This window comes from Candidatus Cloacimonadota bacterium, assembly GCA_021734245.1.
Classification (GTDB): Bacteria; Cloacimonadota; Cloacimonadia; order Cloacimonadales; family TCS61; genus B137-G9.
This window is the reverse complement of the sequence record JAIPJH010000013.1, coordinates 16,556-42,163: the sequence shown is the minus strand read 5'-3', so window position 1 is coordinate 42,163 and position 25,608 is coordinate 16,556. Positions and strand designations below refer to the sequence as shown.

Annotated in this window: 21 protein-coding genes; 9 read left to right on the top strand and 12 right to left on the bottom strand. The window is 37.8% G+C overall.

What is annotated here, in order from left to right; translation table 11 throughout:
* Positions 1-161: 161 nt before the first annotated feature.
* The 9 genes from K9N40_03800 (at position 162) to K9N40_03760 (ending at position 12,861) form a co-directional block, all read left to right on the top strand.
* Positions 162-923 (top strand): DUF5777 family beta-barrel protein, encoded by a 762-nt coding sequence (locus K9N40_03800; GenBank protein ID MCF7813590.1) that lies wholly within the window; start codon positions 162-164, stop codon positions 921-923.
* A gap of 8 nt (positions 924-931) precedes the next feature.
* Positions 932-2,494, top strand: a complete 1,563-nt coding sequence (locus K9N40_03795) for a hypothetical protein (protein MCF7813589.1) — start codon at positions 932-934, stop codon at positions 2,492-2,494.
* Positions 2,495-2,607: 113 nt separating this feature from the next.
* Positions 2,608-6,078, top strand: coding sequence for a T9SS type A sorting domain-containing protein (locus tag K9N40_03790; GenBank protein ID MCF7813588.1), 3,471 nt, complete (start codon positions 2,608-2,610; stop codon positions 6,076-6,078).
* 144 nt (positions 6,079-6,222) lie between these two features.
* A complete protein-coding gene (locus K9N40_03785) occupies positions 6,223-8,331 on the top strand; it encodes a T9SS type A sorting domain-containing protein (protein ID MCF7813587.1) in 2,109 nt (702 codons plus the stop codon).
* Between the two features lie 154 nt (positions 8,332-8,485).
* Entirely contained in the window at positions 8,486-9,097 is a 612-nt protein-coding gene (lpoB, locus tag K9N40_03780; protein MCF7813586.1) for a penicillin-binding protein activator LpoB, read from the top strand.
* Between the two features lie 11 nt (positions 9,098-9,108).
* Entirely contained in the window at positions 9,109-10,509 is a 1,401-nt protein-coding gene (locus K9N40_03775; GenBank protein ID MCF7813585.1) for a hypothetical protein, read from the top strand.
* Positions 10,510-10,541: 32 nt separating this feature from the next.
* Complete coding sequence (locus tag K9N40_03770) at positions 10,542-11,561, top strand: LPP20 family lipoprotein (protein ID MCF7813584.1); 1,020 nt, start codon at positions 10,542-10,544, stop codon at positions 11,559-11,561.
* Positions 11,562-11,575: 14 nt separating this feature from the next.
* Positions 11,576-11,992: a secondary thiamine-phosphate synthase enzyme YjbQ gene (locus K9N40_03765; GenBank protein ID MCF7813583.1), complete on the top strand. Its 417-nt coding sequence runs from the start codon at positions 11,576-11,578 to the stop codon at positions 11,990-11,992.
* Between the two features lie 11 nt (positions 11,993-12,003).
* Complete coding sequence (locus K9N40_03760; protein MCF7813582.1) at positions 12,004-12,861, top strand: transporter; 858 nt, start codon at positions 12,004-12,006, stop codon at positions 12,859-12,861.
* A gap of 110 nt (positions 12,862-12,971) precedes the next feature.
* Here the strand turns inward: K9N40_03760 and K9N40_03755 are convergent, their stop codons facing one another.
* From K9N40_03755 to argS, 12 genes are all read right to left on the bottom strand, one after another.
* Positions 12,972-13,472, bottom strand: a complete 501-nt coding sequence (locus K9N40_03755; GenBank protein MCF7813581.1) for a cache domain-containing protein — start codon at positions 13,470-13,472, stop codon at positions 12,972-12,974.
* A gap of 82 nt (positions 13,473-13,554) precedes the next feature.
* Positions 13,555-14,442: a M23 family metallopeptidase gene (locus K9N40_03750; GenBank protein ID MCF7813580.1), complete on the bottom strand. Its 888-nt coding sequence runs from the start codon at positions 14,440-14,442 to the stop codon at positions 13,555-13,557.
* On the bottom strand, positions 14,429-15,190 hold the full coding sequence (locus tag K9N40_03745; GenBank protein MCF7813579.1) for a tetratricopeptide repeat protein: 762 nt from the start codon (positions 15,188-15,190) through the stop codon (positions 14,429-14,431). The genes K9N40_03750 and K9N40_03745 overlap by 14 nt, the downstream gene beginning before the upstream one ends.
* Positions 15,187-16,965 (bottom strand): BatD family protein, encoded by a 1,779-nt coding sequence (locus K9N40_03740; GenBank protein MCF7813578.1) that lies wholly within the window; start codon positions 16,963-16,965, stop codon positions 15,187-15,189. Before K9N40_03740 ends, K9N40_03745 begins: the two co-directional genes overlap by 4 nt.
* 60 nt (positions 16,966-17,025) lie before the next feature.
* Positions 17,026-17,787 carry a tetratricopeptide repeat protein gene (locus K9N40_03735; protein ID MCF7813577.1) on the bottom strand — a complete coding sequence of 254 codons (762 nt, stop codon included), beginning with the start codon at positions 17,785-17,787 and terminating at the stop codon, positions 17,026-17,028.
* 147 nt (positions 17,788-17,934) lie between these two features.
* Positions 17,935-18,948 carry a VWA domain-containing protein gene (locus K9N40_03730; GenBank protein MCF7813576.1) on the bottom strand — a complete coding sequence of 338 codons (1,014 nt, stop codon included), beginning with the start codon at positions 18,946-18,948 and terminating at the stop codon, positions 17,935-17,937.
* Positions 18,949-19,154: 206 nt separating this feature from the next.
* Entirely contained in the window at positions 19,155-20,144 is a 990-nt protein-coding gene (locus K9N40_03725) for a VWA domain-containing protein (GenBank protein ID MCF7813575.1), read from the bottom strand.
* On the bottom strand, positions 20,137-21,192 hold the full coding sequence (locus tag K9N40_03720; GenBank protein MCF7813574.1) for a hypothetical protein: 1,056 nt from the start codon (positions 21,190-21,192) through the stop codon (positions 20,137-20,139). The genes K9N40_03725 and K9N40_03720 overlap by 8 nt, the downstream gene beginning before the upstream one ends.
* Positions 21,193-21,199: 7 nt before the next feature.
* Positions 21,200-22,084 carry a DUF58 domain-containing protein gene (locus K9N40_03715; protein ID MCF7813573.1) on the bottom strand — a complete coding sequence of 295 codons (885 nt, stop codon included), beginning with the start codon at positions 22,082-22,084 and terminating at the stop codon, positions 21,200-21,202.
* 258 nt (positions 22,085-22,342) lie between these two features.
* Positions 22,343-23,329, bottom strand: coding sequence for a MoxR family ATPase (locus tag K9N40_03710; GenBank protein MCF7813572.1), 987 nt, complete (start codon positions 23,327-23,329; stop codon positions 22,343-22,345).
* 13 nt (positions 23,330-23,342) lie between these two features.
* Positions 23,343-23,840 (bottom strand): YfcE family phosphodiesterase, encoded by a 498-nt coding sequence (locus K9N40_03705; GenBank protein ID MCF7813571.1) that lies wholly within the window; start codon positions 23,838-23,840, stop codon positions 23,343-23,345.
* A 112-nt stretch (positions 23,841-23,952) separates the two neighbouring features.
* The gene (gene argS, locus K9N40_03700) at positions 23,953-25,605 is read right to left on the bottom strand and encodes an arginine--tRNA ligase (GenBank protein MCF7813570.1); all 1,653 of its coding nucleotides are present in this window, start codon (positions 25,603-25,605) and stop codon (positions 23,953-23,955) included.
* Between the last annotated feature and the right edge of the window lie 3 nt (positions 25,606-25,608).

The following is a 25,608-nucleotide window of genomic DNA, read 5'->3' as shown; positions in this document are numbered from 1 at the left end:
CAATAATTTTCATGGGATTATCTCTCTCAGGAATTGGCCTGGACTCTAATTTTTTGGGGGAGATTTTCCCACTATGGTATATTTGTATAGAAAATAATTAGTTAACGTAAAAAAAAGAAGGTTTTGTGTTACAGAACCTGGTTTTTCTTAAGGAGAGTTTTATGAAAAAAATATTTTTAATCTTCATAGTATTTTACTTTTCATTTCTTTCAGCCTACGATTTTTCTATGATCAATCTTATAAATCCTTCAGGACTGGATGCAAAACAAGCTGAATTGATGATAAGACACCGTTTTTATGGTGATATAACCGATGAACCTTTGGATAACTTTCTGGGAATGGATGCCGGTGCAAATGTAAATCTCAGTGCTCGCTATCAATTTATTAGAAATGCAGAACTAAAACTTGGTTATTCTCGTCGGAAAAGCGAAAAAACATTAGGTGCTTCCTATAAAATTGAGATTGATGATTTTCCAATAATAGGACAGGTTGGACTTGACTATTTCTCTTATGAAGAAGTAAGTCAACCAGAAACGACAAGACGCAATATCTTTCCTTATTTTGCCTTGCAGAATGAGGAAGTAATCGACCGATTAGTTGCTACGATCAATACCGGCTTTGACGGTTATAATGAAAGATTTGTTCTGGGAGCTGGTTTAACGGTAAGGATCTTAGATAACATGAGTTTACTTTTTGAATATTATCCTGTTCTGGATCGTGATTCTGCCAGTGATGAATTAGCTTTTTATTTAGGAGAAGAAGATGCTTATTCTTTTGCCATCAAATTTGACACTTACGGGCATCAATTCACATTCTTACTCAGTAACACAGACAATATAGGAATTAGGCGATGCAGCCTGGGAGCTGAAAAAGATTCCTATCTTCATCTTGGCTTCAATATCCAGAGAAGACTGGAATGGTAGGAGGAGTTTTGAAACTGAAAATAGTAATTATCTTATTTTTAGTAGGATTGATAATATTCTTTGGTTGTGATAGTGTTTCCGATGAGATCATTGGTCCAAACGGCGGTGAACCAGATACTCTGGGTTTTGTAACTGCTTCTGCGGCGGGAATTACTCTTAAATACAAAGTAGATGCTTCCGATTTGCATTGCATCCTGAGTGCCAATACAAATGGTTGGGTAGCTGTTGGTTTTGATCCAACTTCCATGATGCAGAATGCAAACCTGATTATTGGATATGTAAGTGGTGGCAACGGAAATATAAGAGATGACTGGGGAGTTGGTAACACGACTCATAGTTCTGATATTAGCCTTGGAGGAACATCAGATGTTACTTTGATTTCCAGCTCGGAAGTTGTTGGAAATACAGAACTTGAATTTAAAATTCCTCTGAATTCAGGAGATCAGTATGATGTTGCTTTGCAATTGGAACAAACTTATTCAATAATTTTAGCCCAGGGAAATGATGATGATTTTGATTCATACCATTCTGCTGCTGGTTATTCTGAGATTACGATTTCTGAAACTGGTGGTGGAGGTGGCAGCGGCGGTAATTCATCCGCATTTCCAGATACTACTCTTTATATGTCTTTAGAAACGATTGGAATGAAGTATTATTGGCTGGTTGATCCTGACACTATTCATTGTTTAGTTTCTGCTCCTACAAACGGTTGGGTTGGCATTGGTTTCGATCCTGAAAACGTTATGCAAAATGCAAACTTCATTATTGGTTATGTGGAGAACGACTCTGTAGGTTATTTGCGAGATGATTGGGGCACTTCAGCTACAGCTCATACTTCCGATATAAGCAACGGCGGAACAGATGATCTGTATAACACAGGTGGATTAGAAATAAATGGCGAGACTTATATCTACTTTTCAATGCCGTTGGATAGTGGAGATAATTATGATAAACCGCTGCTCTGGAGTGAAAGCTATCCTCTCATTTTAGCTTATGGAGATGATGACAGTTATTCTTCCATGCATACCAATGCCGGATTCTCATCGTTTACTGTAGATAATGAAACAGGTGGTGGAAACAATGGTGTAACTACCGGAGGAGATATCAGCTTGGACAATGATACACAGAACTTCAATATGGAAACTGTCGAAGATTTCACTTTTAAATGGAAAGTAGTAGGAGATTCTTTGAGATGCATGCTGCTTGCACCAACAACTGGATGGTTAGCTGTTGGTTTTGATCCTACTGATGATATGCAGAATGCTAACTTCATAATTGGTTATGTTAATAATGGCACAACCTATGTAAGAGATGATTTCGGAGTCTCTGAAACAATGCATTCCGCAGATGTAGGCTTGGGAGGAGAGAATCATGTAACTCGTGTTTTTGGTCATGAGGAAAGTGGAATATCTGAGATCAGATTTACTATACCTTTAAATTCCGGTGATCAATACGACAGAATTCTAATACCAGGTCAAACCTATGAAATTATTTTTGCTTATGGATTCAATGGTGCAGATGATTTCAATAGTATGCACGATGAAGAGGAAGACACTGATATCCAAATATAAAAAATTTGATGACATTTTACCCCGCAAAACCTGCGGGGTATTTTTTTGCTTGCAATACTCATTTGTGGTTTAAAACTTGCATTAAATAAACAAAAAAAGGAATAGGAGCAGAAATGAAAAAAATATTTTTTCTAATTTTTCTAATTTTAGTTAACCTGAGTTTATTTGCAGAAACTATTGAACATACATATTATTTCCGGCAACCACAAATTTCAGAAGTTGGGAAATATCAGATCATTGAATTTGAAAATACAGTTCAGGCAGGAATTACTGGTGAACCTTCTCTGCCGTATTTTCCTGTAAAACTGCTATTGCCCGAAGGTAAAATAGCAGCATCGATAGAGGTTACAACTGATAATGAATTGAGCTTGTCAGGCAATTATCAACTTTATCCCATGCAGCCTTCCAGACCACTATCTTTAGGAAAATCGGGCGGCTTCAACAAAAACGAAACTCTCTATCAATCCAACTCGATATTTCCTGACCAAAACTTGGGACATTTAACCACGGAATTTATGAACGGATTTGGATTTGCTTTATGTACGATAACACCAATCAGTTATATTCCGGCAACAGGAGAGATTTCTTATTATCGAGAAATAACTGTGAAAATTCAATTGGCAGATGATCCTAATTATCTAAAATCCAGAAAAAATTTAAAATCAAATTCCAGAATTGATAAAAAAGTTAGAGAATTTGCTCAAAATCCTGAAATAATGAATTCTTACAATGTAATGCCTTCCAACCGGGAAGGGGAATACGATGTAATGATCATTGCTACCAGCGACTTTGAAGATTCTTTCCAGGATTTAATCGATTTGAATTTAGCCCGTGGATTTATCACAGAAGTTGTTACGATTACTGAGATCAACTCCACAATGACCGGCCAGGATCTTCCGGAAAAAATGAGAAATTACATCATTCAGGAGTATCAGGATAATGATGTGAGTCAGATTATTCTGGCTGGAGATATTGAGCTTATTCCTTACAGAGGATTTTACTGTTACGTTCAATCGGGTAGCGGTTACGAAGATTACGGAATTCCGGCAGACCTTTACTTTTCTGCCCTGGATGGAACCTGGGATGATGACGGAGATGGCATCTGGGCAGAAATCGGTGAAGATGATCTGATTCCGGAAATCGCTGTTTCGCGTCTCACATTCAATACTCAGGATGAACTGGATAATATGCTGAACAAAACGATGATGTATCAGACACAGCCGGTTTTGGGAGAATTGGATAGTCCGCTGCTGGCAGGAGAGAACATGTACAATAATCCCCTGACCTGGGGCGGAGATTATCTTGATCTTTTGATCGGATATCATGATGACAACGGTTATGAAACCAATGGAATTCCGGTAGATGATGATTATCTTACAATGTACGATCGTGATCTGGGAAGCTGGTCAGCGAATCAATTGATGAACGAAATAAATCAGGGGCATTCCTTTATTTATCATGCCGGACACTGCAATTACAGCTATTGTATGCGACTTGATGATTGGCAGATCACCAATCCAAATTTTTCTCAGGTAAATGGAATTGATCAAAATTTCAGCCTGATCTATACTCATGGTTGTAATGCCGGTGGCTTTGATGTGGCAGATTGCATTGCAGAATATATGGTTATGATAGAAAATTTTGCTGCTGTTTATGTCGGAAGCTCCCGCTATGGCTGGTTTAACGAAGGCCAGACCGAAGGGCCATCAGCTCACATGAACAGAGAATTTTGTGATGCACTTTATGACGCTGATTATTATTTGATCGGTGAAGCGAATATGGATTCCAAGATCGATACAGCTCCCTGGGTTACTGCGCCTGGTCAATACGAAGAAGGTGCATTGCGCTGGACTTTTTATGGCACAAATGTATTGGGAGATGGTTTACTTCCTGTCTGGACTGATGAGCCTATGAATCTGGATGTAACTTTTAATTCTAATATATTTTTGGGAGTAACAAATCATGAAGTCTGGATTGAAGAAAATGGAAATGGAATTGAAAACGTCAATTGTGTTCTAATCCAGAATGGTGAATTGGTTTCGGTTGCATCTACCGATAACTCAGGTTATGCTGATTTGCAATTTGATGCTGCTTCTATACAACCTGGAGAAATCAGCCTTTTCGTGAGTGGAAATAATTGTCTTCTCACCGAATATCAATTACAGGTGATCCCAGCCGGGTATTTTATTCAAGTATCAGATCATAGCGTTTTTGCTGGAAATGATGAAGTTCTCGAATTTGGCGAAAATGCACTGCTCAGTTTAACTTTGCAGGAAGTCGGTAATATTGGTGATATTCATAATACCGAAGTAACAATCTCAGAATCTGATGATTATATTACATTAAACGATGATTCAGAAATAATTGGAACAATTGCCAGCGGATCAACAATAGATTTGATAGATGCTTTCGATTTTGATGTCAGTAATGATGTTCCCGATGAACATGAATTTACAATTGGCATCGAAATTTCTTCCGACGAAGGAACCTGGCAATCAGAATTGGATTTTATGGCTTTTGCTGCTGATATTCATGTGGAATCGGTGATTATTGACGATGGTGGAAATGGAATTCTGGATCCTGGTGAAACTGCTGTGATGCAGCTGGAACTGATGAATGAAGGTGGTGCTGATGCTTATAATGTGATTTTGAACCTTCAAACAACCAATCACTACATTTCATTATTACCATTACCTTTATCGATTGATTCTCTGAATTCCGGTGGAAGTGGTACTTTTCCAGTTTGTGATATCACTTTAGATAGTTCATCTCCTCTGGGTGAAGTTGTAAGTTTTGATCTGGAGATAACAGCTGATAACGGCTACTTCACTGAAAACAATTTTGATCTGATCACTGGACTATTAATAGAAGATTTTGAATCTGGGGATTTTTCAGCTATGGATTGGAGTTTCAGTGGTGATGCCGATTGGATAATTGATGATGAAGTTCACGAAGGAGTATTTTCTGCGAAGTCTGGCGATATTTCACATTATGATGACAGTTCTTTGGAGATAAACTATGAAGTAATTATGGAAGGTTCGATTTCGTTTTGGAAAAAGGTGTCTTCTGAAGAAAGCTATGATTTCCTACGTTTTTATATTGATGATATTTTACAGGAAGAGTGGAGTGGTGAAGATGACTGGACATTGGAATCTTTCACAGTAGAACCCGGTGTTCATAACTTCAGGTGGACATATTATAAAGATCAAGCTGTTACTAATGGTGAAGATTGCGGCTGGATCGATTACATCACCTTTCCACCTGTAAATATGAATGTTTCTGCTCCGAATAACAATATTTCTCAGGTTACACATCTTATTGGAAATCATCCAAATCCCTTCAACCCGACAACAACTATCGATTTTGTGATCGCTGGATCTTCTGCACAGACAGAATTATTGATCTATAACATAAAAGGTCAAAAAGTTAGTTCTTTGATTAATAATGTGTTGGAAGCTGGTGCATATTCTATTTTGTGGGATGGAAAAGATAGTAAAAATCGGACAGTTTCATCTGGAATTTATTTCTATAAATTAAAGGTCGGGAATGTTGAACAAACCCGAAAAATGATAATGCTTAAATAGTAAAAACTGATTTTGTCTTTCAATACTCCGGATTTTTTGATTCGGAGTTTTTTTTATCTTGAATTAAAAATGGTTTGACATTATAGTTTCCAATAATGTTTTTTTGATTTAAAGGATAGTTTGAGCAAAAAAAAGGGAGGAGCAATGAAGAAAAAAGTTATTTTTATTTTAATGTTAACCGTGGTTATTTCGTTATTTGCCAATGATTTTATGCAGCCAATCCAAAAAGAAACTGCAGAATTTGACGGCAGATATCAAAAAAGGGTGTATGAAGGATCAAGTCGAGTTATACCAGATTTTTCATTTATCACAGAACCAAACATCATTTTAACGTCCTTCTTCGATTACATGCCGGGAAGTTACAACAGTTTTCCACTTCGAATTCAACCAGATGGCAATGGAATGTATGTAGTATTTCATGCTCGTGAAACTGCTGCTGCGAACAGAAGAGTATATTATGCTTACATCGATGCCAATGGTAATATTTTGAACGTGGCTACGATTGAAACTGAGGATGTTTTTGAAGGATATGCCGGTATTGGAATTGATCCTGTAACAAGCGATCCGTTAGTCAGCTGGCACGAAGTTTATTCTGGTCCTATTTCACATCGAGATAAGTTTTCTTACGATTTGTATCATCTTGGAGCTGCCGGACTATGGAAAACACCATTTACCTTGATCGACGAAACAATTCCTACACCATTTGACGATGATGATTTCATCTGGCCGTATGTTTATGTAGGACCTTCACCAAATGCCGATAAAAGAAGAGTTTATGTAGTTTGTAACAATTATATTAGTCATCAACCTTCCGGTAATCCTTCAGAAAATGTACTCATTGGTTTTGCAGATTTTGATGAAAATGATTTTAATGCACAAAGTGAACTTACCTGGACCTGGAATACGATTCCAATGTTAGATGGATGGAATCAGGGAATTCCTGAAGAAGTAAGACCCAATCAGGCTTTTGCCGTTTCTCAAGATGGTCAGGTTGCTTATATGGGATACAGCTCTGGTATTTCCACTGGTGATGAACTTTACGTATTTTATAATGATAATTATGGTGAAGGTGATTATGAATACATTTCCATGTTGGGAGAGTGGGATATTCCAAATCCGCAAAACCAGGATGGAACTTATCGCTTTGTAGATCCTGATACAGGCCAACCTCAAGAACTTTATATGATGCCTTATTTATGTAATCATGCAAATGCAGTTTTCAGTTCCGATAATTCCAAATTGATGTTCCTGGGAAATATGAATATGATGCTTCGCCCCGATCAATGGTATCCTGATCTACCTATGATGTATCTAAAGTTATATACTTTCGATCCAGCAACAGAAGAATTTGATTTCATGGATTTCGTTGATGTGCCAGGAGCAAATCCCAATGATGATAACCCTATGCTGCCCTGGGACTTGGACGAAGATGGTGAAGTTGATGAATATGATCCTGAAGGCTATGTAACGTGGGTCGGTGGACATCCCATTTATTTTGATGTTGTGGATGACATGTTCCATGAAAATCAAACCAGACTTGTTACAAGCCCCGACAATGGCTGGATGGCTGCAACCTGGATAGATGGACTGAAGAATCGCTATGCAATTGCCGGTGATCCAAATTATGCTGGTTGGGAAGAAAAAGTTGAGATAAAAATTGCACTTTCTGCAAATAATGGTGTAGACTGGTCCGAACCGATCACCATGAATGCTAAACAGGATGATGACAATTATGTTTCTCAACTGGATGGAATGATGCCTTGTTATTTCTATCCTTCCGATACGATTATCGATCTGGGCAATGGCCATGGAAGGCTTGATTTCTTTTTCTACGATGATAACAGCTTTGGTTCATATTCCAGTCCCAGTGGTCACGGGCAAAATCTGGGTGGATCTTTGATGTATATGTCCATGGATCTGGATTTTTCTGAACTAGTAACTGGAACTGATCCAAATCTGGTTTCTGTAAGCCCGATCAGTTCTGTACAGAATTATCCAAATCCATTTAATCCGACAACTACTATTGCTTATTCTCTGGATCAGAATGCAGAGATCAGCATCAATGTTTACAACCCAAAAGGACAGAAGATCAATACCCTTTTTGAAGGAGCTCAAACAGCTGGCGATCATACTGTTTCCTGGAATGGAAAAGACATCAATAACAAATCAGTAGCAAGCGGTGTATATTTTTATGAGATTAATATGAAAGGTACAGATTATACAAGTCTCAGAAAAATGCTTCTACTTAAGTAATTGATTGTAATATAATAAATTACAGGGATAGCTTTGGTTATCCCTGTTTTTTTATTCTCCTATTTATTTTAGAATTAGTTTGACATCATACAATACAAATCAAGTTTTTAGATAAATAATAGAATGTAATAAAAGTAAAAAAATTGGAGGGAAGATGAAAAATTTTAGAATAATTTTGTTAACGGTAATGTTCTGCGCTGTTTTGCTAACTTTGGGTTGCGGGCCAAACAGAACAGTTTCACGTGTTTCTTCAGATGAAGTAACCGACCTTAGTGGAAATTGGAACGATACAGATTCCAAACTGGTAGCTCAGCAAATGATCCAGGATATGGTTTATCGTCCCTGGATTAGTGATTTCATGATGGAAGAAGATCGTAAACCAGTTGTTATCGTAGGTACTATCCGTAATTTCAGTTCTGAGCACATTCAAACTGATACTTTCATAAAAGATATCGAGCGTGAGCTGATCAATGCAGGAAAAGTGAAATTTGTAGCCAGCAGTAAAGAAAGGGAAGAAATCCGCGACGAAAGAATGGAACAACAATCTTATGCCAGCGATGATACAGCTAAAAGACTTGCTGCTGAATCCGGAGCAGATTTCATGCTTCAAGGTGGTATTAAATCTAATGTAGATGCCAGTGGTGGAAAAGCTGCCAAATTCTATCAGATCGATCTGGAACTGATCAATGTGGAAACTAACGAAAAAGTATGGATTGGAAGTAAAGAGATCAAGAAACTCGTAAATAAAAAGAAAACTAAGTGGTAGAAGGAAATACCATGAAAAATCTGAAATTGTATCTGGCACTCAGTTTTGTAGTTCTATTGCTTTTCACAGGTTGTGCCAATATGAAGACTTCCAAAAAACAATTTGTGGGAACCGATGAGAAATTAATTGCGCAGGATTATGAAGGAGTCTTAAAGCAAATTCAAGCAGCCAAAGGCAAATTCTACAAAAAGAAAGAGCAGGCACTTTTTTATCTGGATGAAGGTATGCTGCTGCATTATGCCGGCCGTTATAAAGAAAGCAACGAAGCTCTTTCCAAAGCAGAACAGGCAATTGATGAACTTTATACGAAGAGTATATCTCGAGCTGCCACTTCTATGCTTTTCAACGATAATACTCTGGAATATGCCGGAGAAGATTATGAAGATATTTACCTGAATGTTTTCAAAGCTTTGAATTATCTTGAACTTAATCAGTTCGATGCTGCTTTTGTGGAAATCCGAAGAATTAATGATAAACTGTCTTTATTGGAACAAAAACACAAGAAAACAGCAAATCAATTGAATCTTTCCAAAGATAAAAAGAATGAGTTTAAAACCGGTAAGAACAAATTCCATAATTCCGCTCTGGGAAGATATTTAAGCATGCTTTTGTACAGAGCTGAAGGTAAAATGGATGATGCCAGGATAGATAGAGATAAGATCGTGGAAGCATTTAATCTGCAGGCTCAAGTTTACGATTTCAAGCATCCAAATCTTGATAGTTATCTGGAAAGAACAGAAAAAGCAAAAGTTAATTTCATCAGTTTTGTAGGGCGTGGACCAGACAAAAAAGCCAATACACTTTATATTCACACCGAAAAAGATCTTATAATCATCGGAACAACGGAAGAAAATCCTCGCGGAAATCAGCAATTGGAAACACTGGATATAATAAACTGGCCTGGTGTAAAAGAAGGTTATCATTTCAAATTTCAACTTCCCTACATGGAAATGAGAAAATCCAAAATTGGAAATGTAAAAATTGTAGTAGATAATCGAGATTATGGCTATATGGAGAAGATCGAGAGCATCGAAAAAGTAGCTTTGGAAACATATAAGATCAAAGAACCGATAATCTACCTGAAAACAATAACAAGAGCTGTAATCAAAGGTTTAGCTGCTGAAAAAGGTAAAGAAGAACTGGATAAACAAGTTGGCGGCGGAGGTTGGGGAGACCTCTTACGTTTGGCTACAGATGTTGCTGTAGATCAGACTGAAAATGCTGATCTTAGAATTTCAAGATTCTTCCCGGCAAAAGCTTTGGTAGACGAAATCGAATTGGCGCCTGGAACTCATCATATAAAGCTGGAGTATTACGATAAAAACGGAAATCTGCTCTGGATAGATGATAAGGGAGTAAAGGAAGTTTCCAGGAAAGATATGAATCTCTTTGAATCTTATTATTTGAATTAATTTGGATTTCCAAGGAAATGAAAGAGGAAATTATGAGAAAAAGTATAATTATTGTAATGGCAGCATTGCTTTTACTAAGCTGCAGTGTTTATGCCAAAAAGAATAAAGCACCAAAATGGCTGGATAATCCCAAAAGTGTATATCCCGAAAATATGTATCTTTCTGCTTTGGGAGAAGCAGATTCGCGCGATATGGCGGAAAATATGGCAGCCGGCAATCTGGCTCGAATCTTCGAAACTAATGTAAAGACAGATCAAACATATCGGCAGCGTTACATGGAGTTGACCGAAAATGGTCAAACATCATACGAAGATCAATCTGAGACGCTGAAAAACGTAAATATCTCTGCTGATCAGACTCTGGTGAATATCGAGTTTGGAGAAAGCTACACCGATAAAATGGGAAGAGTTCATGTGATAGCTTATCTGAACAGGATGAAAACAGCTGACATCTACGAACAGAAGATTGCGGAAAATGCTGATAGAATAAAACAGTACAAAAAAATGGCAGACGAATCTTTCGATATCTTATTTGATTATGCAGCGATGAGTGCAGCAGCAGCTTTCAGTTCTCAAAACGAAATTCTGTTAAGTCAGTTAGGAATTATTCTGCCATCTGCCAAAGAAATGCTGGAATTGAATTACAATCATACAGAAGTTATGAAACAAACTGCCGAAATTGCCAGGCAGATCGGTTTTTCAGTCAACATTAAGAATGATGAAGATAATAAGATCACGATCCTGGTAGAAGAGCTGATGAACGATCTGGGCTTTGTGATTTCGAACTCTCCGCTTCTGAATGCAGATGGAATGGTCTTGTTCGAAGAAACAGATCTGCAGAGACAAGAGAAATTTGTTCGTTATGAACTGCAATTGCAGGTTGTAGATCCAGTTGGAAATACGATTTTAACATTGGATGAAAAAGGCCGTGAAGGTCACATCAGCTACAGCGAAGCAAAAGCACGCGCAATTCGTTCTGTAGAAAAGGAAATCAAGAAAAACCTGAAAAAGAAGATAATCTCTTATTTCGACAATATGGTGCTGAAAAAGTAAGGAAAAGATGAACTATGAAGTCATTTCGTAAAGAATTATGGTTCAATACAACAAGCAGAAGACAACTGATAAACATTACCTCGGAGATCGAAAGCTGCCTGCATGAAAGTGGAATCAGGGAAGGTTTGTGCCTGGTGAATGCCATGCATATCACTGCCAGTGTATTCATTAATGACGATGAAAGCGGACTGCACGCAGATTTTGAAAAATGGCTGGAAAAACTGGCTCCCGAAAAACCATATTCCCAATATCAGCATAACGGCTTTGAAGACAATGCAGATGCACATCTGAAGCGAACAATAATGGGAAGAGAAGTTGTAGTTGCCATCACAAATGGGAAGTTAGATTTTGGTCCCTGGGAACAGATCTTTTATGGTGAGTTTGATGGCAAAAGAAGAAAAAGAATTTTAGTAAAAATTATCGGAAAATAGACGGAGGAGAAATGAAAAAAAAATTGGTTTTAGCTATTTTGATTTTATCACTATCACTATTATTTGGTCAGGATTATTATGAAAGGAGTGCAGTTCTGGCTGAACCTTCCATCAGTTATGATCTTAACAGACCAATTGAAACAACAACAATTACAAGTCCTGAATTGGCACCGGAGATGGAGTTTTCATCTGGAAGACAATCTGTTAAAATTCCTTTTGCTTATCCCTTAGGAAATTTTGTGGTTTCGGCGAACTTGCCGTTGCAGAGGATTACAGCAACATCGGGTGACAAATCTAAGAGTGCGATTGGCATTGGTGATATTTCAGTGGGCGGAGCTTATCGTTCCTACCTGCCAGAAGGATTCAATGGTTGGAATATGGATTATTCTGCTGATATCTCTGTAAAACTTCCTACAGGAGACAAAGATAAAACAGTAGAAATCAGCAATGTAGATTACGGAACTCCGATGGGATCGGGATCACTGGATTTTACTGCTGCCGGGAATGTAATTTTGAGTACAGATAACAGAGAAATTCTGGCAGATGTAAAATATCGGCTGAACGGTGAAGATGAAGATGAAGTTAAAAATGGCAACATGTTATCCATGAAAGGCCGATATGGTTTTTTGAAATTTGAACCAAAATTTGACGGATATTTAGGATTTTTGGTGGTAGTATCCGGAGATGCAAAAGCTGGAAGTTCTGATGTTGAATCCAGCATGTTCCTTATGGATTTTGTTCCTGAACTGCATTATCTTACGGGTATGGGAATGTTCAAAGTCGGTTTTTCCATGCCGCTTATCACAAGCGCAGAAAGCAAATTTACTCGTGAATACACGGTAAGGTTTGGTTTCAGTAAAAGTTATTAAATAATAAATTTACAAACTAAAAGCCCGGTCAAATTTGATCGGGCTTTTTAATTTTTTTATAAGTATAAACATTCGGAAGATCCCGATGAACCGGGAACATTCCGAAGTTTTTATTGTAAGTAAACTCCTGTTCCGATAAAATAATCGGTTCCGGGAATTGGTTCTACATAGCCCATTTTTTTATACTCAATTTCATCATCAGGTTTTTGCCAGTAATATTCTACATAACCACCACCGTTTTGGCTGGCAGCACTCAATTCTCTAATTACATATTTTCCTTTCGCATCCCGATAATCGTACAAATTCTGACCCTCCAGATCTTTCTGAGTGGCATGAGCTATATTCACACAATCAAAGTTATAAATGTAAAAATATCCTGTTTTATCTGGATAAAATCTAATTGGAGTTATGTAAGTCCTTAGAAATTCAATTTGCTCATCAGCAGATTCGATATTTGATAAAGCAGCACCTAAACCTTGAGTAGTTGTGTGAACAACGTATTTGGCGATCAATTCATAATTTTCTACTGAGTTTTCATTTTCCGCAAACATGAAAATACTTGATAAAAGTAATGCCAGAATAAAACACAATTTCATTTTCTTTAATATCATTTTTCCTCCCTTTACTTTTATGAAATAAATTAGTTAAAGATGAAATTGGTCAAGAAAATTTAGTTCAAAGAATTTTTTAGATTTATTTATTCGATAAAATTTTATCTTCAGTAATCTTACTTTTGAAAACCAGAAATTCATCCTGCGGTTTTAGCATGAGAGATGGATTGATCCTGCTTTTGTACCACTTAATTCCCCAATGCAAATGGTTTCCGGTAGATCTACCAGTTGAACCAACTTCACCGATCTTATCACCAATCTTTACAAAATCACCTTTTTCTACGGATATTTTGCTCATATGAAGGTAGATAGAACTAAGACCGCTGCCATGATCGATGAGGACAAATTTACCGTTGTAAAAATAATCACCGGTCAGAGATACAACACCATTAGTCATCGCTTTTATCTCTGTTCCTTTTGGTACGGCAATATCTAAACCGCTGTGAGGTCGTTGTGGAACTCCATTTATGATGCGCTGACCACCAAAATCTGAGCTGATCCAGCCTTTTTCTACCGGTCGAATAAAAATCGAATCAGCATAGAAAAAGATATTTTTACTCATCTGTTTACGAATTGCTTTCAATGTATTTGCTTCCAATTGAATTTTATTTGCCAGAAATGGATCGGCAGGAGGAGCAACGTATTTTTTCTGCACTCTGGTGATTTTCTGAATGTCGTATTCGTATTTGGCAATATCAAACTTAATAAATTCTGAGTGATCATCAAAGATCAAAGTGATTTCATGCACCAACTCGGCATCACGATCAAAACCGTAGATGAAGCTTCTGCCGATCAGATGCAGCTTTTCTCCATCCAGATTCACCTGCTTCACAGCTTCAGAGATCGTGCCAAAGATCAAACCACCTTGAGAAGGAATTCCCTTTAAACTCAGATGTTTTTCCAGCGCTGAAATTTGAGTTCCAATCAAGATGAGCAAAAAAACAAAAATGAATAATCTATATTTTTTCATAAGTATTGGTTGGAATCCAACCGCCTAATCCATTTGCAAGCTTGATCAGACTCCAATCATTTTCCGTTCTTTCTATTTGGAATATCATACCTTCGTGAATCGTGAAAACACGTACGAATTCCTGGCTGGGGCCACTATAACCAATTGCACTTTTGGAAAGCAATACTGCCTGCTTGGAATGATGATAATCCTGCCATTTTAGAAAACCAAGCAGAACAAAAACGATCATAAAAACTATTAAAATGGATGTAATGAAAAAAGGAACGGTCTTTTCTCTTCCCCGGTAGCGGATTATCATAATGCAGATCATAAAAACGATTGCTGCAAAAAATATCAGGATTAGGAATGCTAATAAATTCAAAGAAAGTGAATCGTAAGTTTTCTTCCAGAAAGAGCGGACAACGTCTTCATTATTGGTTCCCTGCTTATCCTGGGTAAAAGTAAGTGCATAATTCAAATTTCTACGGGCTGCTTCGTGGTTAGATTGCTCTTTTAACGCTTTTTTATAATACAGGATCGCTTCCCCGATATTTCCCAATCGAAAATGACAGTTACCAATATTGTAAAACAGGTCAGCATTGATAATTCCTTCATTTTCCAGTTGAGAAAACGATTTTAATGCTGTTTCAAAATCATTCGCTTCATAAGCTGAAAGTGCTTTTTGGAATGTATCTTGAATAATTTCCTGGGCAAATATCAATGAAATGAACAAGAAGGAAATTAATAAGAATATCATTACCTTTTTCATAATTTACTCCGAGAAATTTCTGTTATGATTTCTTTAAGTTCAAGAAAATCTGCTTGTATGTTATCTCTGGAAAATCCACCTGGCATGAAGCGAGCTTTGTTGCAGGTTTCGAAGATATCTTTGATCTTTTCCAGAAGTTCATTTTGAATATTTCTGCTGGAAATCTCAGTTATTATCTGATCGGTCGTGCTGCCGCGCGGAATGCGCAGTTTATCGCACAGATAGCTGCTGAGACCGGTTTGAGCTGCGGCATAAAATCTCACATCTTCTATTTTGTGATATTCAGTAGCCTGTTTCATGTATTTTTTCAGAATTTTATTTGCTCTGCGCTGGCGTTGAAAATCGAGATTTCCCTGCAGTTTTTCTTTTTGTTTTGTATAAAGCGAAGAAGTTGGAATTATCAAGAAAATCAGAAATATTATCAACCAGTAGAGAAAAGAATCAAACCAGATCTTTTTGTTTCTCAGGTTTGTATCTTTGATGATAAATCCTATATCTTTTCCTTCCATGCGAACTACCGACTGAGCTGTGCTGCTGGGAATGATGGAACCGCTTCCTTCTGCAATATTCAAGGTGTAGCTGTCGGATTGCAATGTGCGGTATCTTCCTTGTTTTGTATCGAAAAAACTGAATTTGATCGGAGGAATCGTGAATGTGCCTTTTTCCTGTGCGATCACAAGATATTTAATGTTTTTGGTTCCGGATTTCTGATCCTGATTAATCTCGTTGGTAATTTCCGGATCGAGAAACCTTAAATGCTGAATTAGTGGTAAAGTAGGCACATCAAACTGCTTCAGGTTGCCTTCACCTTTCAATTCCAAAGTGTAGGTAAAAGAATCACCAACTTTCAGCTCCGTATCACTTACATTGCTGCTCAAACTATACGTTCCAACTGCATTTGTGAAATTCTGCGGTTTTCCCTCTTCAGGAAGTTCACGCACGTTTATCCTGAGCGGTTTACTTTTGATGGAATATTGTTTGGTCGCACCAAAATCGAAGAAACTGGTCGGTTCAGTGCGAATATCCACCAGCAGTTCCATCGATGGAATTTCCATTTTTCCGCTTTGGGTAGGGAAGAGCACGATCGTTTTCATCAACATTGTGTTGTAAAGAACGCCATTGTAATTTCTGCGACTGAAATTTATCTGACTTGGAGTGAAAACATCTTCTTTCCAGAATCCACTGAAATTCTGATCTTCACCAAAAGAAATATTGGTGATGTTATATCGGGTGAGAAGTGTGTAATCGACAGTGATCGGCTCATTTTCCCAAAAAATTGTTTTATTGATTTCAGCGATTACGAATAGATTTTCCTCGAAATTATTCTGGGTCTGCTTCTGCTGGTTTCGATTGAAATTTCTGGAAGTTGGAGGTGGAGGTTCTGTGCTGCCTTCCACAACTTCCACAGTAATGGTTGTGGTTTTATAAGTTTCATTCTTGAATCTAATTGTAACAGGCGGAATGATGTATTTACCTTTTGCTTTCGGAACTAAAGTGTATGTGTATTTTTTGGTATATTCGGATTGCATCCTGCCGTTGATAATGGAAACCGACGAGGAAGTGGAAGTGGAACTTCCCAGATTGCGGAACCCCTTGATTTCAGGAAGATCCGGCTCTGCTACCTGATTTGCTTCTTCACCGGAAATTTCGATAGTAAAATTCAGCCTGTCGCTGGTGCCGATCTTAGTCTGATTCACATAGGAATCGATGCGCAGCAATTCTGCATTTAGAAACGAAATCAATATCAATCCGATTATCAAAAATATCTTTTTCATTTTACCAACATAATTTATTCTTTTAACCATTCGCAAGGTTTACATCATTGCGAAGGTTTATTACCAATATTTACCTTCTTTGGCTTTGTCAACATTCATCTTCTGCTTTTCTTTCTTCATCTCTTCTTTCTCTTTCTGCAAGAGAGCTTTCAGAATTTTTTCTGCATCTTCTTTTTTCTTTTCTTCTGCTTTCTGTTTTTCAGTTTTCTGTTCTTCCTGCGGCTGTTGATCTTTATTTTCTTCTTTCTTCTGTTGCTGCTGTTGGTCTTTTTTCTCTTCGTCTTTCTTTTGTTGATCCTGCTGTTGTTGTTGCTGCTTTTGCTGATCTTCATTTTCTTTCTTATCGTCGTTCTGCTGCTGTTGCTGCTGATTCTGTTGTTGCTGCTGTTGTTTCTGAAGCATTCTTGCAGCCAGTTCATAATTGTATCTGGCATCGAGGTTGTCTGGATTTTGAATGAGGGCATCACGATAATGTTTTATGGCATTCTTATAATCTTTCTGCTGGAATTTTACATTTCCCAGATTCTGATGAGCCAACGATTTATCTTTGAAATCAGGATTTTTTAGAGCCATGTTGTATGAGTTCTCTGCTTCTTCCAGATTACCGTTTTTATATTGGGCATTTCCCTGATTGAACTGCAGGCGAGGATCGTTTGGATGCTGAATAGCATTATCTTCAAAAGCTTCTCCAGCTTTGTCGTATTCACCATTTTTGTAGTATTTAATACCTTTCAGGTTGGAAAGCACCTTGTCGTAATTCAGCATTTCTGCTGAAAGTAAGCTGAACGAAATCAGCATTAAGATAATCAATTTTTTTTTCATAATATTTTGCATTCGTTTTTTATCATGCCACATCCTTCGTCTCTGCTCAGGATTGCAATGATGTTAATCATTTTTTTCAACCATTCGGAAGGTCTGTGACCATTCGGAAGGTTGGAATTATTCAATTTCAAATTTTCAATATTCAATTTAAATCACTCTTTTAAATTTAACTTTCTTTTTGTAGATAATCAAAGATTCCAAGATTAGCAGGATCAATGCTGCGATCACAAAATACTTGTATTGTTCTTTGTAGCGTACAAATTCCCGGGAATCGAATTTCTTTTTCTCGATCTCATTGATGTTTTTCATGATCTCAAAAATTTCCGACTGTTGCGGAGTGATAGGGAAGAAGCGTCCATTACCGATCTTGGCGATTTGCGTGAGAGTGTTGATATCCAATTTGGTAAAAATTATGTCGCCTTTATCATCTTTGGCATAAACGGTATTTCCTGATTCATCTTTCAGCGGGATCGTGCTGCCTTCCGGCGAACCAACACCCAAAGTGTAAATAATAGCATTCTGTTTGATCGCATCTTTAGCTACATCGATCGCACTTTCTTCCAGATCCTCGCCATCGCTGACCACGATGATGACTTTATGTTTTTCTTCTTCGCCAAACAGTGAAATCGCTTTTTCTATTGCACCACCAATATTTGTTCCGTAAGAAGGCACACTTTCGGTATCCAGTAAATTCAGGAAAAGTTTGGCTGCACCGTAATCATCGGTGAGTGGACATTGCACGTAACTTCTTCCAGCAAAAGCAACTATGGATATTCTATCACCTTTAAGCTGATCGATAAACAGCGAAATCTGATCTTTGGCTCTATCGATTCGGCTGGGTTGAATATCCTGAGCGTCCATACTTTTGGAAACATCCAGGCAGATGGCAATATCAATCCCTTCCTTTTTCACTATCTGCACTTCTTTATTCCAACGGGGACGGGCAATTGCAATTATCATGAATAAAATTGCGATAACGAATAAAACGTTTTTCAATCCCCAGTGAAAAGCAGAATATTCCTGCAAAAAGAAATTATAAAATCTGCTTTCACCGAATTTAGTGAAATTCTTTTTTCTGCGATGTTCTGCCAGTCCGATCAAAATGAAAAAGATCGGTATCAGGATCAAAAGAAACAGTAAATACGGATTTCCCCAACGCATAATTTAACCTTTTGCAGCGAACAAAAACGAACAAAAAATGTTCATTTGTATATTTTTTAACCGCTGATTTACGCCTATTTTCGCAGATAACTGATTCAATTTAAAAAGCAACATAGCTATTTCACTTACTCCATTTTCTCATTTTCACAAATTCTCATAGTCACATCGTCGCAGAGTCTCAAATACTGTGTGTCTTTCCATTTCCATCACGGAATCTCTTTCCTTATTACAATTCTAAAAATAAATTCGATCATCAAAAGTGCAAATGCCAATAAAAGAAAACGCCAGAACATTTCCTGGTAAACGTAATAATCATTGATCTTGATCTCAGTTTTTTCCATTTCATCGATATGTTTCATGATGGCTTCTAATTCTGCTGTGTTTGTAGCTCTCAGTGCTCTTTCTGTTCCAGTTTTTTCAGCAATGTCGTTTAAAGTGTCCATATCGATATCGATCTTAACTTTGCGATATTGTATTCCGAAAGCTGTTTGTATCGGAAAATCTACCAAACCGGTACTACCAACGCCAATCGGATAAACTTTTATATCGTAGGTTGCTGCCAGATCAGCAGCTGTGAGCGGATCGATCTCGCCGGCATTGTTTCTACCATCTGTTATTAAAATTATTACTTTAGATTTTGCTTCCGATTCGCGCAGCCTCGCTACAGAAGTGGCTAAACCCATCCCTATCGCAGTTCCATTCGCTTCTTTGTTGATTTCCACGTTGTCCATAATTGTCATCAGAATATTGTAATCCAAAGTGAGTGGACATTGTGTGAAAGCATTTTCGGCAAACACGATCATCCCGATCCTGTCGTTTCGGCGTTTATTAATAAATTCTTTGGCAACTTCTTTGGCAGCTTCCAAGCGGTTTGTGGGTTGGAAGTCAACTGCCTGCATACTTCCACTAACGTCTACAGCCAGCATAATATCGATGCCTTTGCCGGTGATCTGCTGCCTTTTATGAGCCAGGCGCGGACGTGCTAAAGCCAGGATAAGAAGTGCAATAACAAGAGTTCTTAAAAGAATTGGAAAATAATTATAGATCCAACTGCTGCCGGAAATTTTCTTAAGAAGTTCAACTCGACTGTGCAGCAAACGAACTTTTCTTTTCTGCTTGAAGAATATCTCATAAAGCAGATACGGGATCAAAATAAAAAATGCCCAGAACCAGTCAGGATGCACAAACTCAAGCATTTGCTTCCTCCTGGTCTGATTGTTCTGATATTTCTTTAAATTTTAAAAGGTAGCTTTCCAGCCAATTTAGCGCTTTGTCCGATTCTTCAGTAGAAGGAATAAATTTAGCAAATTTGATGCGATCTGCAAAAGAGAGGAATTTCAGAACTTCTGATTTTTCTTCAGGATCGATCTGAGTAAGATTTTCTCTGATCTCACTGGTAGTCATTTCCACAGCAAACACTTTATAATGTAATTCTATGAATAATCTGAGCAGATAGGAAAGACGGAAATGGAAGATAAGGAAATCACCTTTTTCCAACAATTTTTCTGATCTTAGTTTTTGCAGTTCTTCCAAAACGATCTGCCAATCTGGTCGATCATCGATGATAATTGGTTTTACATCTTCTTGCTTGCGAGCTTTCAAATATTTTATCAGGAGATAAATTCCCAAAATCAAAATCAGGATGATGAGAATCGGTAAAGCATAATCCCAGAAACCAAGATTCACTTTGATCGGATCGGCAATATCCTGCACCACGTTTGAGCTGTCTGCAAGCATTGACTGTACGTTTACCAGGAACTCATTAGTTTTTAAAACTGTAATTTCTTCACCACTTTTTACAGAATATTCCAGTTCGGGAAAGGTGTATTCTCCTGTGTCGAAAGCCTGGAATGTCATATCGATCTTAGTTGTTATCGAATCATTTTCCACAATATCTTCCGATTTCAGCTCGCGTAAAATGAAGACATCCAAAGTATCGATAACCGGCGCAAAAATGCTGTCCTGCAAAGAAGTTTGAATATCTACCAGAACATGAAATGGTGTGCCAACAAAAAGCGGTTTAGGTTTTTGAACGTAATATTCCAGAGTTTGAGCTGAAAGAGAAAGAACAGTTAAAGCAAAAAAGATAAAAAAAATAATTTTTTTTATTTTAGTGAACCCCTCTGTACCAATCCTTCGATTGAGCCTGTCCTGAGCTTTATCGATGAGTTCAGGATAAGATTGGTTGATGTCGCTCGCCTTTAGAAGGGGGAATAAAAGGGGGATTTTGATTTTTTTTAACATTATTATTTTACCTCTGGTTCTTCATGCGAATTCTGAATTTGAAAAATTTTCTCAGTTCTGGTGCGTAAGGTTTATCGGTAAAAAGGGTTACAAGTTCTATCTTCATTTTCCTAAAAGTTTCTTTCAGTTTTTCATCTTGTTCTTTTATCAAATCAGAGTAACGATCTCGAATTTTTTTATGGGAAGAATTCACAGTGATCATTTTTCCCGATTCTGCATCTTTCAATTGCAGAATTCCAGCATCTGGAAGTTCAATTTCTGCTTTATCTAAAACTCGCAAAGCGATCACATCATGTTTTTTTGCCAGAAGCTTAAGGCTGTTTGTATAATCGTCATCCATGAAATCCGAAATAACGAAAATAATACTTTTCTTTTTGGTAAGGCGATAAATGTATTCCACCGCTTTTGTGATGTTTGTTTGTTTATTTTTAGGTTCGAAATATAGAATATCTCTTAGAATTCGCAGTGCTGATTTCTTTCCTTTGCGGGGAGGAACGTATTTTTCCACATCATCAGTAAAGAGCAGCAGGCCCACTTTGTCATTATTGGAAAGAGCAGAAAAAGATAGCACAGCAGTGATTTCCGTGATCAGTTCCGATTTTAGATAGCTGTGTGTGCCAAACAGGGTAGAAGCACTGCCATCCACCAGAAACAACACATTCAATTCACGGGTTTCTTCAAATTTTTTGATGAACGGAAAACCCTGTCGGGCGGTTACATTCCAGTCGATTTGACGGAAACTGTCACCTTCCTGGTATTCACGCACTTCAGAAAATTCCAGTCCCTGCCCCTTGAACAGGCTGTGATATTCGCCCGAGAAGAGATCGTTTACCAGGTTTCTGGTCGTTATCTCAATTTTTTTTATGCGCTTTATTATATCCGATGTTTCCATATTAATATTACTTTCTCTAATTCCATCTGCTCAAATCCTTCGATACAATCCCGTATTCTTCAGGATCACTCAGGATGACTTCGGAACTTTCTACCTTTTCATAAGAAAAAATGTTCCTTCCAGTCCCCCTTTAGAAGGGGATAAAATTAATCCCGTGGAATCCTATGGATATCCACTGGAAGGAGGTTCACACTATATCTTTTAAAAATTAATACAAACATTCGGAAGATCCCGAAAATCGGGAACATTCCGAAGTTCTTACGGCACTTCGATCTCATCAAACAGGCGATTAACAATATCTTCCTGAGATATTTGTTCTGCTTCTGCCTCATAAGTAAGTATGATGCGGTGACGCAGAATATCCTTTCCGATGGCTTTAATATCGTCGGGTGTTACGTAGCCGCGATGTTCCAGGAAAGCATGAGCTTTGGCTGCACGAGCCAGGAAAATACTGGCACGGGGAGAAGCTCCGCATTCGATCAGATCCTTCAGCTCCGAGAGATTTTTGTATTCTTGGGGATTACGCGTAGCAAAAACCAGATCCAGAATATAATCTTTTACTTTATTTTCCATGTAGATGTCTTTTATCAGGTTGCGCATTTCCAGAATTTCTTTAGGTTTTAGCACAGGTTTGATCTTGATCTCATCATCGCGCACCATTTTTTCCATGATCAGATTTTCTTCGGCACGAGAAGGATAATCGATCAGGAGTTTCAGCATAAAACGGTCAACTTGAGCTTCGGGTAGCGGATACGTTCCTTCCTGTTCCAGGGGATTCTGAGTTGCCATCACCAGAAATGGCTTTGGCAGCGGATAAGTTGTGTCGCCGATCGTAACCTGTCTTTCCTGCATCGATTCCAGCAATGCAGATTGTACTTTTGCCGGAGCACGATTGATCTCATCCGCTAAAATGAAATTGGCGAAAATCGGTCCTTTTTTGGGAACAAATTCACCGGATTTCTGGTTGTAGATGAGCGTTCCCACCAAATCTGCCGGTAGCAGATCGGGAGTGAACTGCAATCTTTTAAAACTGGCTTTGATCGTATTGGCAACAGTATTTACAGCTAAAGTTTTTGCCAAGCCGGGAACACCTTCCAGTAAAATGTGTCCATCTGCTAAAAGACCGACCAGCATTCGCTTTATCATGTACTTCTGACCAACGACTACTTTTCCGATCTCTTCATTCAATGTGTCGATGATCTGACTTTTTTCGATAACTTTCTGATTAATTTCTTCAATTGTCATCGTCCCTCCAAGTTTATCTCGATATGGTTTTTGTCATAAAAATTTCTTTATTTAATTTTTTCCAATTGAAAGTGATTTTATCAGTTTCTGTTTCGGCAATAATATAAGATGCATCGTTGCCGCGATCTCTTGATCTTTTCAGGTGACCGGGATTGATAAAATACATTCCATTCAATTCTCTGAAATTTGGTCGATGAGTATGTCCGTAAAGCACAAAGTCCAGATTTTTATGAAGTTTTTTTACATCATTCAAAAAATGGACCAGCTGGAATTTCCAATTTTCTACTGTTGCTGGAATGCTATGGTGGATAGATCTGTTAAGGTAGCCATCGTGATACAATCCGGGAACTTTGAATACTTCTATACCTTCGATCAGATCAAGATTTTCATCCAGATCTTCGTAAGTATCTCCCAAATGGAAAATATGCGTTATATTTTCCTCATCCAGGAATGCTTTCCTTAATAAGACTTGATTTCTATGAGTATCAGACATAATCATTATTCTCTTCATTTATTGAATTCTCACTTATGACAAAAAAATAAAAAATACACATAACAAAAAAGCCTTATCAAACCTCCCTTCATCACTATTTTACTATCTATAACGATTAATAATTAGAAGGTTACATTTTATCTTTGGCTGTAACGCCCAAAAGATTCAATGAAATCGCCAAAACTGATTTAATGGCAGAAAGCAGGTATAATCTGCTTTGACTGAGCTCTTTGTGTTTAGCATTTACGATCTGATATTTTGCATAATATTTGTGTAACATTCCAGCAAGTTCGTGTGTGTAGCCGGCAAGTCGATGAGGTTCACGATGATCGGCACAAGCATGCAATATCTCGGGTAAATTCAGCATTTTCTTGATGAGTGTAAGTTCGCTGTCTTTGTTTAATTTTCTAAGATTTTTTACATCAAAATCTTTTAAGGTTATTTTTTCTTTTTTAGCCTTTTTTATCACACTGGCAATTCTGGCATGAGCATACTGACAGTAATAAACCGGATTTTCAGAAGATTTCTTTTTTGCCAATTCCAGATCAAAATCAAGATGAGCACTAGGTTTTCTGTTCACGAAGAAATAACGAGCTGCATCTTTTCCTACTTCATCGATCAGATCATCCAAAGTTACTATCTTTCCTGCCCGTTTAGACATCTTCACCGTTTCACCATCCTGAATGAGATTGATGTGCTGCAGATAGACAATTTCCAGTTTGGAAAGATCAAGTTCCAGGGCTGTGAGAGCAGCACGCAGCTTGGAAACATGGCCATGATGATCCGGTCCTAAAACGTCGACCAGAACATCGAATCCACGCTGAAATTTGGTGATATGATATGCGATATCCGGAACAAGGTAAGTAGGATTGCCGTCAGTTTTGATGAGAACTCTGTCTTTTTCATCACCGAATTGCGTCGAAGAAAACCAGACTGCATCTTCTTTTTCGTAAGTGCAATGAGCTTCTGCCAGATAACTGAGTGCTTCTTCCAGCATTCCTTCCAAGCGTAATTTCTTTTCACTCATCCAGTTATCAAAGATCACGTCGAATCTTTCCAGGCTTTTTACCTGCATTTTATGGATTTCTTCCAGAGCAAAATTCTGCATTCTTTCCAATCGGTCTTTTTCGGCAATATGGAAAAGTTTAGAACCATCTATTGAGTTCAGCTGTGCTGCCAGATCTTTGATGTATTCACCATGATAAGCTTCCGGCGGAAATTCTTCCATATCATCGCCATGTAGCTCACGATAACGAATTTCCATCGATTCACCAAGAATCTCAACCTGATTTCCAGCATCATTCACATAAAATTCTTTAAAAGGTTCAAAACCGACGAATTCCATGATCCTGGCCAAAGAATCTCCATAAGCACCCGCTCTGGCACTAACTACGTTCAAAGGTCCGGTGGGATTGGCACTGATAAATTCCAAAAGAATTTTCTTTCTTTTACCATAATCGGAAGATCCGAATCGGTCTTTGGCTTTAATGATCTCCTGCAAACTTTTATGATATAATGAGTTTGAAAGTTTGAAGTTTATAAATCCTGGACCGGCAATTTCCACAGATTTGTAATTTTTGCTTTTGTTGAGTTCTTTAGCAAGTTTTTCCGCCAGTTCTCGCGGCTTCATGCCATTCATCTTGCTGATGACCATAGCAACATTTGTAGAATAATCGCCATGTTCTGCAATATTGGGAATTTCTACATGGAATTTTCGATTATATCTCAATTCCAGCTTTTTCAGGCTGGAAAGGATATTGTTAAAGATTTTCTTTTTTAGCATAAT